This window comes from Agrobacterium salinitolerans (assembly GCF_002008225.1).
Classification (GTDB): Bacteria; Pseudomonadota; Alphaproteobacteria; order Rhizobiales; family Rhizobiaceae; genus Agrobacterium; species Agrobacterium salinitolerans.
In genome coordinates this window covers 41,840-56,373 of record NZ_MRDH01000025.1, presented here as the reverse complement: position 1 = coordinate 56,373, position 14,534 = coordinate 41,840, and the positions used below count along the sequence as shown (strand labels likewise).

16 protein-coding genes are annotated in these 14,534 nt (G+C 60.2%); 7 read left to right on the top strand and 9 right to left on the bottom strand.

Annotated features, from left to right (window positions below; translation table 11 throughout):
- Positions 1-7: 7 nt before the first annotated feature.
- Positions 8-385: a hypothetical protein gene (locus tag BS627_RS17455; RefSeq protein WP_077984443.1), complete on the bottom strand. Its 378-nt coding sequence runs from the start codon at positions 383-385 to the stop codon at positions 8-10.
- Between the two features lie 271 nt (positions 386-656).
- On the opposite strand from BS627_RS17455, the gene argB reads away from it, so the two are divergent.
- Positions 657-1,541 carry an acetylglutamate kinase gene (gene argB, locus BS627_RS17450; protein WP_003503698.1) on the top strand — a complete coding sequence of 295 codons (885 nt, stop codon included), beginning with the start codon at positions 657-659 and terminating at the stop codon, positions 1,539-1,541.
- A 46-nt stretch (positions 1,542-1,587) separates the two neighbouring features.
- On the opposite strand, the gene BS627_RS17445 is transcribed toward argB, so the two are convergent.
- Complete coding sequence (locus tag BS627_RS17445; RefSeq protein WP_077984442.1) at positions 1,588-2,505, bottom strand: DMT family transporter; 918 nt, start codon at positions 2,503-2,505, stop codon at positions 1,588-1,590.
- A gap of 106 nt (positions 2,506-2,611) precedes the next feature.
- Between BS627_RS17445 and BS627_RS17440 the strand changes: the two genes are divergently transcribed.
- Both BS627_RS17440 and BS627_RS17435 read left to right on the top strand, forming a co-directional pair.
- Positions 2,612-3,325 carry a pyrimidine 5'-nucleotidase gene (locus BS627_RS17440; RefSeq protein WP_077984441.1) on the top strand — a complete coding sequence of 238 codons (714 nt, stop codon included), beginning with the start codon at positions 2,612-2,614 and terminating at the stop codon, positions 3,323-3,325.
- A 100-nt stretch (positions 3,326-3,425) separates the two neighbouring features.
- Entirely contained in the window at positions 3,426-4,034 is a 609-nt protein-coding gene (locus BS627_RS17435) for an EF-hand domain-containing protein (protein ID WP_077984440.1), read from the top strand.
- Between the two features lie 40 nt (positions 4,035-4,074).
- Here the strand turns inward: BS627_RS17435 and BS627_RS17430 are convergent, their stop codons facing one another.
- A complete protein-coding gene (locus BS627_RS17430; protein WP_003520040.1) occupies positions 4,075-4,332 on the bottom strand; it encodes a BQ00720 family protein in 258 nt (85 codons plus the stop codon).
- 56 nt (positions 4,333-4,388) lie between these two features.
- Positions 4,389-4,814, bottom strand: a complete 426-nt coding sequence (locus BS627_RS17425; protein WP_077984439.1) for an Hsp20 family protein — start codon at positions 4,812-4,814, stop codon at positions 4,389-4,391.
- 206 nt (positions 4,815-5,020) lie between these two features.
- Between BS627_RS17425 and BS627_RS17420 the strand changes: the two genes are divergently transcribed.
- A complete protein-coding gene (locus BS627_RS17420; RefSeq protein ID WP_077984438.1) occupies positions 5,021-5,965 on the top strand; it encodes a nucleoside hydrolase in 945 nt (314 codons plus the stop codon).
- 71 nt (positions 5,966-6,036) lie between these two features.
- Here BS627_RS17420 and BS627_RS17415 read toward each other — a convergent pair whose 3' ends face one another.
- On the bottom strand, positions 6,037-8,364 hold the full coding sequence (locus tag BS627_RS17415) for a methyl-accepting chemotaxis protein (protein ID WP_077984476.1): 2,328 nt from the start codon (positions 8,362-8,364) through the stop codon (positions 6,037-6,039).
- Between the two features lie 167 nt (positions 8,365-8,531).
- On the bottom strand, positions 8,532-9,392 hold the full coding sequence (locus tag BS627_RS17410) for an LOG family protein (protein ID WP_089153265.1): 861 nt from the start codon (positions 9,390-9,392) through the stop codon (positions 8,532-8,534).
- A gap of 145 nt (positions 9,393-9,537) precedes the next feature.
- Between BS627_RS17410 and dapD the strand changes: the two genes are divergently transcribed.
- The 3 genes from dapD to BS627_RS17395 are packed head-to-tail and all read left to right on the top strand — an operon-like array spanning position 9,538 to position 12,183.
- Positions 9,538-10,392, top strand: coding sequence for a 2,3,4,5-tetrahydropyridine-2,6-dicarboxylate N-succinyltransferase (dapD, locus tag BS627_RS17405; protein ID WP_059759385.1), 855 nt, complete (start codon positions 9,538-9,540; stop codon positions 10,390-10,392).
- A gap of 14 nt (positions 10,393-10,406) precedes the next feature.
- Complete coding sequence (gene dapE, locus BS627_RS17400) at positions 10,407-11,603, top strand: succinyl-diaminopimelate desuccinylase (RefSeq protein ID WP_077984436.1); 1,197 nt, start codon at positions 10,407-10,409, stop codon at positions 11,601-11,603.
- On the top strand, positions 11,587-12,183 hold the full coding sequence (locus BS627_RS17395; RefSeq protein WP_077984435.1) for a hypothetical protein: 597 nt from the start codon (positions 11,587-11,589) through the stop codon (positions 12,181-12,183). Before dapE ends, BS627_RS17395 begins: the two co-directional genes overlap by 17 nt.
- Before the next feature lie 19 nt (positions 12,184-12,202).
- Here BS627_RS17395 and truA read toward each other — a convergent pair whose 3' ends face one another.
- From truA to def, 3 genes are read right to left on the bottom strand one after another with little or no spacing between them, the layout of a single operon-like run.
- A complete protein-coding gene (truA, locus tag BS627_RS17390) occupies positions 12,203-13,003 on the bottom strand; it encodes a tRNA pseudouridine(38-40) synthase TruA (protein WP_077984434.1) in 801 nt (266 codons plus the stop codon).
- Entirely contained in the window at positions 13,003-13,938 is a 936-nt protein-coding gene (fmt, locus tag BS627_RS17385; protein WP_077984433.1) for a methionyl-tRNA formyltransferase, read from the bottom strand. Before fmt ends, truA begins: the two co-directional genes overlap by 1 nt.
- Positions 13,939-13,983: 45 nt before the next feature.
- Positions 13,984-14,496: a peptide deformylase gene (gene def, locus BS627_RS17380; protein WP_077984432.1), complete on the bottom strand. Its 513-nt coding sequence runs from the start codon at positions 14,494-14,496 to the stop codon at positions 13,984-13,986.
- Positions 14,497-14,534 lie beyond the last annotated feature (38 nt).

Here is a 14,534-nt window from a genome sequence, read left to right as displayed (position 1 = left end):
ATGCCTCTCAGGCGATGGTGAAAAGCAGAACGGCGGTCCAGAGCATCGCCGTTAACGCCAGAAGGCGCCAGAAGCGCACGGAATGCCAGACCTCCGAAAATATGGCTGCGAACATGCTGCCGCCCCGTAGCGGCTGGCCCCTGAATGGCAGGCCGGAGCGGCTCGGGTCCCGTTCCAGCAGTGCGGCGACGGTTACGTTTTCGCGATATTCGGTTTCCGCCAGATTGTCCCGCCAGCGCCTGACCATGGCCGCGAACTGGCGGTCGCGTTTGACGCGCTTGGCAAGCTCCGCCATGCTTTCCGGCGGCAGCGCACCCAGCACATATTCGCCCGCAAGCACTTCATCCTGCAAGCCGCTTTGCTTGTCTCGATCGGGTGCCGTCATGTGGTTTCTCGCTCCTCGGTCGTTCAGGTCAGCATCGCTCCCGCGGCGCGCGACATCACCTGTCACCCTGAATTAACCCCTCCCCTTTTCGGTGTAAGGCTGGTCCCATTGGACCTTTATGTCAATCTCATTACGGGACCGGGACAGCCAAAAAAAAGAAATTTGACCGTTGCCGACACAATAAGGCCAGGAGGTTATTTCATCCGTCAAAGACTTGCTTTAGAGCGGTGGCAGGCTTTCAACGGCCGCAACCACAGACCGAGGTTTTTAGATGACGTCTTCCGAAAGCGAAACTCAGGCGCGGCTGCTCGCACAGGCTCTGCCTTTCATGCAGAAATACGAGAACAAGACCATCGTGGTGAAATATGGCGGTCACGCCATGGGGGATTCCACGCTCGGCAAGGCTTTCGCGGAAGACATCGCCCTTTTGAAGCAATCGGGCATTAACCCCATCGTTGTGCATGGCGGCGGCCCGCAGATCGGCGCGATGCTGACCAAGATGGGCATCGAATCGAAATTCGAGGGCGGTCTGCGCGTCACCGACGCTAAGACGGTCGAGATCGTCGAAATGGTCCTGGCCGGCTCGATCAACAAGGAAATCGTCGCCCTCATCAACCAGACGGGCGAATGGGCGATCGGCCTGTGCGGCAAGGACGGCAACATGGTCTTTGCCGAAAAGGCGAAAAAGACCGTCATCGATCCTGACAGCAATATCGAACGTGTGCTCGATCTCGGGTTCGTCGGCGAAGTCACCGAAGTCGACCGCACCCTGCTCGACCTGCTCGCCAAGTCGGAAATGATCCCGGTGATCGCCCCGGTCGCGCCCGGCCGCGATGGCGCCACCTACAATATCAATGCCGATACCTTTGCCGGCGCGATTGCGGGTGCGCTTCACGCCTCGCGTCTGCTGTTTCTCACCGACGTTCCCGGCGTTCTCGACAAGAACAAGGAACTCATCAAGGAACTCACCGTCTCGCAGGCGCGTGCGCTCATCAAGGACGGCACGATTTCCGGCGGTATGATCCCGAAGGTCGAGACCTGCATCGACGCCATCAAAGCCGGTGTTCAAGGCGTTGTGATCCTCAACGGCAAGACGCCCCACTCCGTCCTTCTGGAAATCTTCACGGAAGGCGCCGGCACGCTCATCGTGCCCTGATGTGCTTCAGGTGGCGGACGGCAAGCCTGTCCGCCACGACTGACATTCAGCCGAATGCCAAAAGCGACAGCACGCCCACGACAATCAGCAGGCAGCCGGACAGTTCGAGCCGGTTGATCTTCTCCTTGAAGAAAAGCACGGTCGAGGCGAAGGCGAAGAGCATCTCTACCTGCGCCAATGCCTTCACCACGGCGGCCTGCTGCAGGGTCATCGCCGTGAACCAGCCGAACGAGGCCGTTGCGCCCACGAAACCGACCGCAAGCGACGGTTTCCACACCTTGGCGATGCGCCGCAACTCTTCCCGCTCGCGCCAGACGATCCACAGGAACATCGACACCGTCTGCATTACGATGACGACAACCAGAGTAAAGCCCGCCTGCATCATCGCATCCGGAGTGGGAAGGCTCGGCGCAAGCGCGAGCGACGCCGACCGGTAAGCGACTGATGACAGGCCGAAGAAAGCGCCCGAGGCAAGACCGATACCCGCTGTCCGGCTGAAGATCGAGGTGAAGAAGGAAGCGGGCGTGACTTCCGTGCGCGCCACCGAAATCAGCATGACGCCGGCGACCGAGATGGCGATGGCCGCCAATGTGCCGCCATTGACGCTTTCCCCGATGAAAATAACCGCGAACAGTGCCGCCTGCGCCGGTTCTGTGCGGGAATAGGCCGTTCCAACCGCGAAATTACGGAAGGAGAACAGGTGCACGAGCAGGAAGGTGGCGGCAATCTGCGCCATGGCGCCGACCGTCGCCCACACGGCAAAGGACATGTTCGGCACCGGCAGAGGGCGACCGAGCCCGAAATGCAGGAAAGCAAGATAAGCGAGAGCGAAAGGCATGCCGAACACGAAGCGCACGAAGGTCGCGCCCGTGGTGCCCATCATGCCTTTGAGGTGCTTTTGCAGGGTCGAGCGCAGGTTCTGCAGGAACGCGCTTGCGAAAGTGATACCAATCCAGAGTTCCATGGCTTTGGCGGTATCATGCGCGGGAGCCCGCAGCCAAGCCCGATTTTCTGATCAATCGTCGTCTTTTCGATTTTCTTCGGCCTTCGAAACAGGCATAAAGCAGCCCATGGACACAAAGCCGAAAAACCTGCCCGAAGCCGCCGATTTCGCCCATGTGAGCGAATGGGTCTTCGATCTCGACAACACGCTCTATCCGCATCACATCAATCTGTTTTCGCAGATCGACCGTAACATGACGGCCTATGTGGCGGAGCTTCTGAAGCTCGATCCCGACGAGGCGCGGGCGCTGCAGAAGCGCTATTATCACGACCACGGCACGACGCTTCAGGGCCTGATGATCCATTACGGCATCAGCCCGGACGAGTTTCTGGAACGTGCCCATGCCATCGACTATTCGGCGCTGAAACCGCATCCGGAACTTGGCGAGGCGATCAAAGCTCTGCCGGGCCGCAAATTCATCCTTACCAACGGCAGCGTCAAACATGCGCAGGCCGCCGCCGGTGCGCTTGGCATTCTCGATCATTTCGAGGATATTTTCGATATCGTCGCCGCCGGCTATCTGCCGAAACCGGCCAGCGCGACCTATGAGAAGTTCGCGGCGCTTGCGAAGCTCGACACGCAAAAAGCCGCCATGTTCGAGGATTTACCCCGCAATCTCGCGGCGCCCAAGGCGCTTGGCATGAAGACCGTGCTGCTCGTCCCCGCCAATCTCGAGGGTGTCGTCATGGAACGCTGGGAAATCCCGGCCGTCACGGATGCGCATATCGACTACATCACCGACGATCTGACCGGCTTCCTGACGAAAACCATCGCAGGCTGAGCAGCAAACATTACCGAAGCTTCATACACCTTACCGATGTTTAAGTGGTGGGGCTTGCTGGACGTCACTATCTTCTCTTCAGGGACACCAAAGAAAGGTAATGACGATGACCACACGAAAAATCGCCCTGTCTGCTCTTGGCGCAGCCCTTGTGCTCAGCACGGCCGCAACGGCAAGTTTCGCCGCACCCGGCAAAGGCCATAAGGATCGCATGCCAATCCGCCAGGAAGCCGCCTTCGTTCACCTCTTAAAGGTTGCGGATGCCAACAAGGACGGCAAGATTTCCAAGGAAGAATTCGCCTCCCGTCAGGACGCGCTCTTCACCGAGATCGACAAGGACAAGGACGGCTCGATCACGCCGAAGGAAATGCGTGAGTATCGCCAGGCGAAAATGGAAGCTTTCCGCGCCGCCAATCCCCGTCCCGAGCGTGAGGAGGCCAAAGCCGAAGACGGCAAGGGCCCCGAGGGCAAGCGCGCCGAAAGACATGCCGAGCGCGAACATGGCGGCCGTTTTGGCCATCAGGGATGGGGCAAGCATGGCGGCAAGGGCGCAGGTTTCGCGCTGATCCGCTGGGCCGATACCGACGAGAACGGTCAGGTCAGCAAGGCCGAATTCACCGCCGCCGGCGAAAAGATGTTTGAACGGCTGGACAAGAACAAGGACGGCGTCATCTCCATCGACGACATGCCGGACCGCCCGTTCCTTTAACCCGCGAAAGAAAAGCCCGCTCAAAAGCGGGCTTTTTTCTTCAATGCAGGCTGACGGTCTGGAGATCGTCTTCGGCAGCCTTGAAAAACGTACTGGACCGGTTGTCCGTCAGGAGGATCGGCGTACCATCTGCACCGAACAGCGCCCAAAGGTCCAACTGCGGATCGAGATCGGGCGCTTCCGGGAAACAGCGGCTGACGTCTTCCGCGCGAATCTTGCGGATATATCCCACTTCTCCTTCGCCGATATGGGCGAGCTGGGATTGGGTGAGACGCGCATGCGCTTCTTTCAACAGCATATTTCAGCCTCCTTCTTCACGCCGAGCGATTCGTGTCGGATTCCGGCGTTCATGGTCTACTCTGAGACAGAAATATTAATTTTCTTCACCACGTTTGAAATTTCCGGCCGGACCAGATCGATGGAAAGAAGGCCGTTGCGCAGGCGCGCCTCCCTGACCTGCATGCCGTCGGCGAGCACGAAGACCCGCTGGAACTGGCGCACCGCGATTCCGCGATAGAGAAAATCGCGCTTCTCCTGTTCCTGCTGGCGGCCGCGGATGACAAGCTGGTTATCGGCCGTCGTGACATCCAGATCGTCCTGCGAAAAACCGGCAACCGCGATGGTAATCCTCAGGCGCTCGGGCACGTCATCGTTGCCGGGCAGACGCTCTATGTTATAGGGAGGATAGCCGTCATTGGCCTTCGCCATGCGCTCCAGCGTTTTTTCCATGGCATCAAAACCCAGCAAAAGCGGGTGGGTGAATGGCGTCATGCGGCTCATGTCTCTTTTGTCCTTGCAACCAAGCGACGTTTCGCGGCCCCGCTTCCGGCAGCCTTGCCGGTCAATCGCACCGGCCCCTGCAATATGGGAAGCACAACCGCAATACGCAAGACGCGGCGACGAGCAAAGGGGATACCGGGGAATGAGGCTTGACAAGTGAGCACCCGCCGCTCGAAAAAAGCGCTCATCTCAACGGCGGGCAAGACATGGCAGAACGCAGAAAAATCATCATCGACACCGATCCGGGCCAGGACGACGCGGCGGCAATCATGCTCGCTTTTGGGAGCCCTGACGAAATCGACATTCTCGGGCTGTGCGCCGTTGCCGGCAACGTTCCGCTGAAACTGACCAGCCGCAACATCCGCATCATCTGCGAATTGTGCGGCCGCACCGATATTCCCGTCTATGAGGGCGCGGAGAAGCCGCTGGTGCGCAAGCCCATCACCGCCGAGCATGTTCACGGCAGCACCGGCCTCAACGGCCCGGTTCTCGATGAGCCGACCATGGAAGCGCAAAAGCAGCATGCGGTCGATTTCATCATTGAAACGCTGATGCGGGAACCCGCCGGCACCGTAACGCTCTGCACGCTCGGCGCGCTGACCAACGTGGCGCTGGCGCTCCTGAAGGCCCCGGAAATCGCCGATCGCGTCAAGGAGCTGGTGATGATGGGCGGTGGCTTCTTCGAGGGCGGCAACATCACACCGGCGGCGGAATTCAACATCTATGTCGACCCGCAGGCCGCCGATATCGTCTTCCGCTCCGGCATGCCGATCGTCATGATGCCGCTCGACGTCACCCATCAGTTGCTGACGACCAAGGCTCGGGTCAGCCGCATTCGCGACATTGGCACGCGGCCGGCCATCGCCATGGCTGAAATGCTGGAATTCTTCGAACGTTTCGATATTGAGAAGTACGGTTCGGATGGCGGTCCGCTGCATGACCCGAGCGTCATTGCCTATCTCATCAAGCCCGAGTTGTTCGAAGGTCGCGAATGCAATGTCGAAATCGAGGTCCATTCCGAGCTGACCATGGGCATGACAGTGGTGGACTGGTGGAATGTTACCGAACGGCCCGCCAATGCCCGTGTGATGCGCAAGGTGGACGCCGACGGCTTCTTCGAATTACTGACGGAACGTTTCGCCCGTCTGTGACGGAATACGAACACCAAAAAGGGCCGCTGGTATCCCCAGCGGCCCTTTTTATTTGAAGTCAGGAAGGCCTGTCAGAACTCCGTCCAGTCATCCTGCGCCAGCGCGTTTGCACCGCTGGTTCTCGGACGGGCGCGAGGAGCCGCAGCCTGCGCCCTTGCCGGAGCGGCGGGGGCGCGCATTGCCGCCGCCGTGGCGCGCAGTTGCTGGCTGGAGTGGCCGCCGGAAACGGAGAAACCGGCCACGAGCGACTTCAGCGTTTCGGCTTCGCTGTTCAGCGTCACGCTGGCCGCCGTGGTTTCTTCCACCATCGCCGCATTCTGCTGGGTAACCTGATCCATCTGCGTGACAGCGGAATTGATCTCTTTAAGGCCTACCGCCTGCTCGCTGGCGGAGGCGGAAATCTGCCGTATCAACTGGTTGATCTGCAGAACCTGATCGGCGATCTTTTTCATCGTCGCACCGGCCTTGCCGACCAGTTGGACGCCCTCGTCCACCTGGGTGGCCGAGGTGTTGATGAGGCCCTTGATCTCCTTGGCCGCGGTGGCAGACCGCTGCGCCAGTTCGCGCACCTCCTGTGCTACGACGGCAAAGCCCTTGCCGGCATCACCGGCGCGCGCGGCTTCCACACCCGCATTCAGCGCCAGAAGGTTGGTCTGGAAGGCGATCTCGTCGATAACGCCGATGATGCGGGAGATTTCGGCAGAGGATTGCGCGATGCCTTCCATGGAGTTCACGGCCTGCTGCACGACTTCACCCGATTTGCCCGCATCGTCGCAGGCATGGCTGACGGCTCCGGCCGCCTCTGCGGCGTTTTCCGCGCTGGAATTCACCTGCGCGGTCAGCTCATTGAGGGCGGCGGCGGTTTCTTCCAGGCTTGCGGCCTGCTGTTCCGTGCGGTGCGAAAGATCGCTGGCTGCGCGGGTGATCTCGCCGGTGCCGTTGCCGATGCTGACGACGGTTGCGTTGACCGTGGAAACGGTTTCCTCGAGGCTGGCGAGCGCCGAGTTGAAGTCCTCGCGCAGCTTCGCATATTCGCCGGGGAACTCGTCTTCGATACGGTAGGTGAGATTGCCCTGCGAAAGCGCATTGAGGCCAGCACCCAGCACGCCGACAATGTGCTGCTGCATGCGGCTGTTTTCAGTACGCTCGGATTCCGAGCGCTGGCGCGCCGTTTCCGCGTGACCACGCTGGGCCTCGGCTTCGGCCTCCATCTCGCGGATACCGGCAAGCTTCGCGCGGAAACCTTCAAGTGCAGTAGCTACCGCACCCGTCTCATCCCGGCGCTCCTGTCCGGAAACCGGTACATCGTAGCGACCGTCGCTCAGCGTCCTGACGTCGGAAACCAGCGAGGCAAGCGGATTGCGGACGAAATGGCGCACGGCGAAATAAAGCGCAGTGATGACGGCAGCGAGAATGACGATCGCACCGATGATCATCATGTAGGTCTGTTCCTGAACCGGTGCGTTCAGGGCCTGATGGGGAATATCCACCAGCACCACCCAGGTCGCGTTGAGGCCCGGAACGGCGAAGGGATAGACGAGACGGTTATAGGGCGCGTCCGTATCGAGGCCGAGATTTTCAATGAGGCCCTGTTTGCCGGAGGTAATCGCCGCCTGCACGGTGCTCGCACCGTCTCCGTCGTAAGCCTTCATGTTCTGCTCGGGCGTCGGCGGCACCAGCCACTGGCCGCCCTGCGAAACGAGCGTTACGCGGCCGGTTTCGAAAGGATGCAGCGCCTGCAGCTTCTGCGACAGCGAGGCCAGCGAGATATCGACACCCGCCACACCAATCATCTTGCCGTCCGACATGACCGGATAGGCAAGCGAGGTCATGGTTGTGGGTACTTCCGTGCCTTCGGCGAGATAAGGCTGGGTAATGGCGCCCTTGCCGGATTTGGCGGCGAGCGCATACCATTCCGCCGCATAATCGTTCTTGAAGGTCGAAAACTGGATGTCGCCCTTCTGGGTCTTCGACCAATAGGGGGCAAACGCGCCGTTTTCATTGGTGCCAAGATCGAGCCTGCCCGCAATCTCCGTGCTCTGTCCATCAAAAAGGCCGAGCTGCTCGCAAAACCAGCTTCCGAAAGCAAAAGTATTCTGCTCGACATTGGCCTTGAGGATGTTGACGATGCCGGGCCGGTCCATCGATTTCGCCTGATGCGCGCGGCCGATGACGCCGGCCATGGAGCGTGCGGCGCTGCCGAGTTCGCCCACATCGGCGGCGATCACATTGGCGATGGCGCGCGCTTCGGTATTGGCCTGATCCATGGTCAGCGCGTGCACGCGCTCACTCGTCTGGGAAATGAGAAAGGAATTCGATGCAACGAGAACCGTGGTGATGGCGCAGCCGGTTACGAGGATCAGCTTCGTCGCAAGCGACTTCACTTGGAAATTGAACATTTTGGCCTCGATCAAATCGCCCGCCCGAAGAAGGCTGACGTCAACGGATGATAAATCTCCGTCATGGAGGCCCGTCCGCAGGGGACAGTGCGCTGCAGCGCGACGAGGTGAAATTAGAAGAAGATTGCTAATTAAACCCTAAAATTACTTCGCCGCGCCAAGCATAATCAGTGTTCGTAGTGGGCCGAGATGACTTTCCATGCATCTTCAGCCGTTTCGGCGAAATGCAGCAAATTCATATCATCCGGTGCAATGGTGCCGAAATCCGCCAGGAACTTGAAATTGATTACCGATCGCCAGAACTTCTCACCGAACAGGACGAGCGGAATGGGCTCCATGCGCTTCGTCTGGATAAGCGTCAACGTTTCGAAGAGCTCATCAAGCGTGCCGAAACCGCCGGGAAAGATCACCACCGCTTTCGCCCGCATCAGGAAATGCATCTTGCGAATGGCGAAATAGTGGAAGTTGAAGCTCAGCTCCGGTGTTACATAGGGGTTCGGCGCCTGCTCGTGTGGCAGGACGATGTTGAGGCCGATAGACGGGCCGCCGGCATCGGCAGCGCCGCGATTGCCCGCTTCCATGACACCGGGACCGCCGCCGGTGACCACGACATATTCGAGGTGATCTGATTTCGCGGCATAATCGGTGCAGAGACGGGCAAATTTGCGCGCCTCGTCGTAATAAACTGAGGATTGCTCCAGATTGCGCTTCTGCGTCTCGTTGCGCGCCGCCCAGGCCTCGCCGCCGGGTTCAGGAATACGGGCGCCGCCGAACATGACGACGGTGGATTTGATGCCCCGCTCGGCCAGCACCATTTCTGTCTTCAGAAGTTCCAGCTGAAGCCTGACGGGACGCAGTTCCTCGCGGCAGAGAAAATCCATGTCCGCATAGGCAAGCCGGTAGGACGGGGAATCCGACTGTGGCGTCCTGGGAATGACCTCGGCCTGCTGCTTGTCCGCAGAGCTGCGCTTCAACGGGTCCCATACCCCGTCCTTGCGCCGCAATTTGCCGTTTTTCAGTCGTGTCATTTCCATGCCTTTCGTCTGACGCGCCAAATCATCCAAATCACATTGACGCCTTTCCAACACTCCCTTAGATCAAATGACCAAAGCCTTCCAGCGGCGCGGGACCATCCGTGACCATGAACACCACGCGACATTCAAGGAATTTTCCATGAGCCTTACGGATCTAACCTCCCTCGAAACCATCATCGAAACCGCATTCGACAACCGCGATGGTGTGAACGTATCGACGAAGGGCGAGGTTCGCGACGCCGTGGACACATCTCTTCAACTTCTCGACAGCGGCAAGGCGCGTGTGGCCGAAAAGCAGGCTGACGGAAACTGGAAGGTGAACCAGTGGCTGAAAAAGGCCGTGCTTCTGTCCTTCCGCCTGAACGACATGGAAATCGTGACCGGCGGACCGGGCGAATCCACCTGGTGGGACAAGGTGCCGTCGAAGTTCGAAAACTGGGGTGAAAACCAGTTCCGCGCCGCCGGTTTCCGCGCCGTGCCGAACGCCGTCGTGCGCCGCTCTGCCTATGTCGCCAAAAACGTCGTTCTGATGCCGTCCTTCGTCAATCTCGGCGCCTATGTCGATGAAGGTACGATGGTCGATACCTGGGCGACGGTCGGCTCCTGCGCGCAGATTGGCAAGAATGTGCATCTTTCGGGCGGCGTCGGCATCGGCGGCGTTCTGGAACCCTTGCAGGCGGGCCCGACGATCATCGAGGACAATTGCTTCATCGGCGCCCGTTCGGAAGTCGTCGAAGGCTGCATCGTGCGTGAAGGCGCGGTTCTCGGTATGGGCGTCTTCATCGGCAAATCCACCAAGATCGTGGACCGCGCTACCGGCGAGATCACCTATGGCGAAGTGCCACCCTATTCCGTCGTCGTTGCCGGCACCATGCCGGGCAAGCCTTTCCCGAACGGCGAACCGGGCCCAAGCCTCTATTGCGCCGTGATCGTCAAGCGCGTCGATGAAAAGACCCGTTCCAAGACCGGCATCAACGAGCTTCTGCGCGACTGATAAAAGCTGATACCATGACCACGACCGATCCCGTTGCCAATCTCGCCGCCCTCATCCGTTGCCCTTCGGTAACGCCTGCGGAAGGCGGCGCGCTTTCCCTGCTCGACACCCTGCTTTCGCCGCTCGGCTTTGCGGTGGAGCGTGTGATGGCGACGGAGGCCGGCACTCCTGACGTGGAAAACCTCTATGCACGGCTCGGCACCGAAGGTCCGCATCTGATGTTTGCGGGCCATACGGATGTCGTTCCCGTGGGTGATGAGTGCGCATGGAGCCATCCGCCCTTTTCGGCAGACATCGCCGGTGGGGAAATGTACGGTCGCGGTGCGGTGGACATGAAAGGCGGCATCGCCTGTTTCGTGGCGGCCATTGCCCGCCATATCGAAAAACACGGCAAGCCGCAGGGGTCCGTTTCTTTCCTGATTACAGGCGATGAGGAAGGCCCGTCGATCAACGGCACTTCCAAGCTGCTGGAATGGGCAGCCGCCAGAGGCGAGACATGGGACGCCTGTGTCGTGGGCGAGCCGACCAACCCCGACCAGCTGGGCGACATGATCAAGATCGGCCGCCGGGGTTCGCTCTCGGGCCGGATCACGGTCCATGGCGTTCAGGGCCACGCCGCCTATCCGCATCTCGCCGACAACCCCATTCGCGGTCTTTTGCAGCTTACCCATGCGTTGATGCATCCGGCCTTCGATCATGGCACGGATGATTTCCAACCTTCCAATCTGGAAGTGACGACCGTCGACACCGGTAATGCCGCCACCAATGTCATCCCGGCGCGGGCGACGGCGGCCTTCAACATTCGTTTCAACGATAGCTGGACAGCAGAGAGCCTGCGGGCGGAAATCATCCGCCGCCTCGATGCCGCCGCAGCCAAAGGCGAGCTTCGCCCCGACCGCGCACCGGTGAACTATGAGATCGTCTGGGCGGACCGTCCGAGCCACGTCTTCCTGACGCGCAACAATGCGCTCATCTCATCGCTGTCAGGTGCGGTGGAAGCCGTGACAGGCAAAGAACCGAAGCTTTCGACCACGGGCGGCACCTCGGATGCGCGCTTCATCAAGGATTATTGCCCTGTCGTGGAATTTGGCCTTGTCGGGCAGACCATGCATATGGTCGACGAGCGCGTGGCCGTTGCCGATCTCGAGATGCTGACACGCATTTACGAGACCTTTATCGAACGCTGGTTCGCCCATGCCGACGGCAAGTGAAGTAAGGCTCTATCTGACAGGCCTGTGGCTTCTGCTGCTCGGCGATCATAATGGCGCGCGGTATCTCGATCTCTCCGAGCGCGGCATGTGGCGATCCTTCTATTCGGCGCTGTGGTGCCTGCCGGCCATGCTGGTTTCCTGGCTGTGGCTGCGCGCCGCCTATCTCGCCAGCTATCCGCCCGGAACGGGAACGGGCTTCATCTTCTTTTTCCGTCTGGCGATGGTCGAGGCCATCTGCTGGATCGTGCCGCTGTTGCTGATCGGCATGTTGCTCTATGCCTTTGGCGCCCGGGAAAAATTCGCGCCGCTCGTCACCACCGTGAACTGGCTGTCGCTGCCGTTTTCTTATGCCTATGCGGTTCTCATCCTGATCGCATTCTTCCTGCCGCCGCTGCAGGGGTTGATCGCCATTCTCTGGCTGGCACTGCTTCTGTCGCTGGTCTTCGCTTTTTCGCGGATCGTCAGATTTTTCATCCGCGACCAGTCGCTGCTCGTCTCGGCCGTCGTCATGACGCTGCTGGTGCCCGCCATGTTGCTGTCGGAAGCATTGCAGCGTTTTCTCGGCGTCTATCCGGCCTGAGAGGCAGTGAGGCTTCAGGTCAGTCCGCGTCTTCCGTCACTTCGACTTCGGGGCGGCGGCGCGGCGGAATGACATCGGGATAATCGACCTGCATGAAATAAAGACCGTCCGGCGGCGCAACGGGACCGCAGGCCTTGCGATCTCGTGCCTCCAGCGCTGCACGCACATCATCAGGCGTCATAGTGCCTTCACCTGCCATCTTCAGCGTGCCGGCGAAGGAGCGTATCTGATTATGCAGGAAGCTTTGCGCGGTCGCGCGGATTTCGATGAGGTCGCCGTTGCGGGTCACGTCCAGCCGGTCGAGCGTGCGCACGGGGCTGTTCGCCTGACAATGCACGGAGCGGAAGGTCGTGAAATCATGCCGGCCGACCAGCATCTGTGCGGCTTCATGCATGCGCTCGTGGTCCATATCCTTCGATACCCACCATGCCCGCTTGTGCTCCAGCGCCAGCCGGGATTTGCGACAGATGATGCGATAGAGATAATGGCGGCGTAGCGCTGAAAAACGGGCGTCGAAATCCTCCGTCACGGCTGCAGCATCGAGCACGGCCACGGCCTCACCGGCCATGGCGAGATGCGCGTTCAAGGCATTGCGGAGCTTGTAGGGTTCCCAATCGCGGGAAAGATCGATGTGGGCGACCTGTCCAACGGCATGCACGCCGGAATCGGTGCGGCCGGCACCGCGAATGGAGACGCTCTCTCCCGTCAACGAGCGAACCGCAGCCTCCAGCGCGCCCTGAACCGAGGGGCCGTTATCCTGTCTCTGCCAGCCGTAATAAGGCGTGCCGTCATATTCGACGGTCATGCGGAAACGTGGCATCAGCCGAGCCTCGTTGCGGTCGGAACCGGTGTGCCACGCACGAAATCGGCCGCCGACATCGGCTTGCCACCCGCCTTCTGCAAACGGGTGAGCCGCACGGCGCCGCTACCGCAGGCAATGGTCAGAGCATCGTCGAGCGCTGCGCCCGCTTCTCCCATTCCGCTTGCCAGTTCGGAGGCCAGAACCTTCACGCGTTCGGGTTTGCCGCCGATATTCATCTCCAGCCATGCGCCGGGGAACGGCGACAGGCCGCGAATGTGGTTATGGACATCCTGTGCGGGCCTTGAAAAATCGATACGGGTCTCGCCCTTGTCGATCTTCGCGGCGTATAGAACACCCTCTTCCGCCTGCGTGACGAGGGGCAGGTCGCCTGCCTCCAGCTTGTCCATCGCCTGCCGCATCAGCCGCGCACCCGCCAGCATCAGGCTGTCATGCAGTTCGCCCGCCGTCATATTCTCGTCGATCGCGACCTTTGCGGTGAGCGCGACGGGGCCGGTATCAAGCCCCTTTTCCATTTTCATCACCATCATACCGGTTTCGGCATCGCCGGCCATGATCGCCCTCTGGATGGGGGCAGCCCCGCGCCAGCGCGGCAGCAGGGAGGCGTGACCATTATAACAGCCGAGACGCGTGCCGGAGAGGATCGCTTCAGGCAAAAGCAGACCGTAAGCGACGACGACGGCTACATCGGCGTTGAAATCCCGGAACTGCTTGCGGTCTTCCTCGGCCTTGAAATTTACGGGCGTCAGCACCGGCAGCCCCAGCAATTCGGCTGCCTGATGGACCGGCGACTTCTGCAAATCGAGACCACGGCGGCCGCCGGGACGCGGCGGCTGGGTGTAGACGGCAACGATCTCGTGGCCCGCATCCACCAGTGCACGCAACGTGGGAACGGAAAAATCCGGCGTGCCCATAAAAATGATGCGAAGAGCCATCGTCGCCCCCTTCCCTGTCATCCACTCCAGCCCAAAGAGGCCGGATCAGATCTTTGCGCGGGCCGCTTTCGTGAATTTCTTGATGACCATGTCGCGTTTGAGCCGCGAAATATGGTCGATGAAGAGAACGCCGTTCAGGTGGTCGATCTCATGCTGCAGGCAGGTCGCGAGCAGACCGTCCGCCTCGACCGTCTGCTGCTTGCCGTCACGGCCGACATATTGCACCGTGAGCGACGCTGGGCGCTCCACCTCGGCATAATAGTCGGGAATGGAGAGGCAGCCTTCCTCATAGGTCGAGACATCGTCCGACACTTTGAGGATTTCCGGATTGATGAAAACGACCGGAGCCTTTTCTTCACCTTCGCGTGCCACGTCGATCACCAGCATGCGGCGCGGCACGCCGATCTGAATGGCGGCGAGGCCGATACCCGGCGCATCATACATAGTTTCGAGCATATCGTCGGCAAGGCGCAGCACCTCAGCATCCACCTGTTCGATGGGCTTGGATTGCTGACGCAGCACGGGATCGGGCAAAATGATAAGCGGTTTGATGGTCATGGCTTCCCATAACGTATCTCTTGCGCGGAGGAAATAAA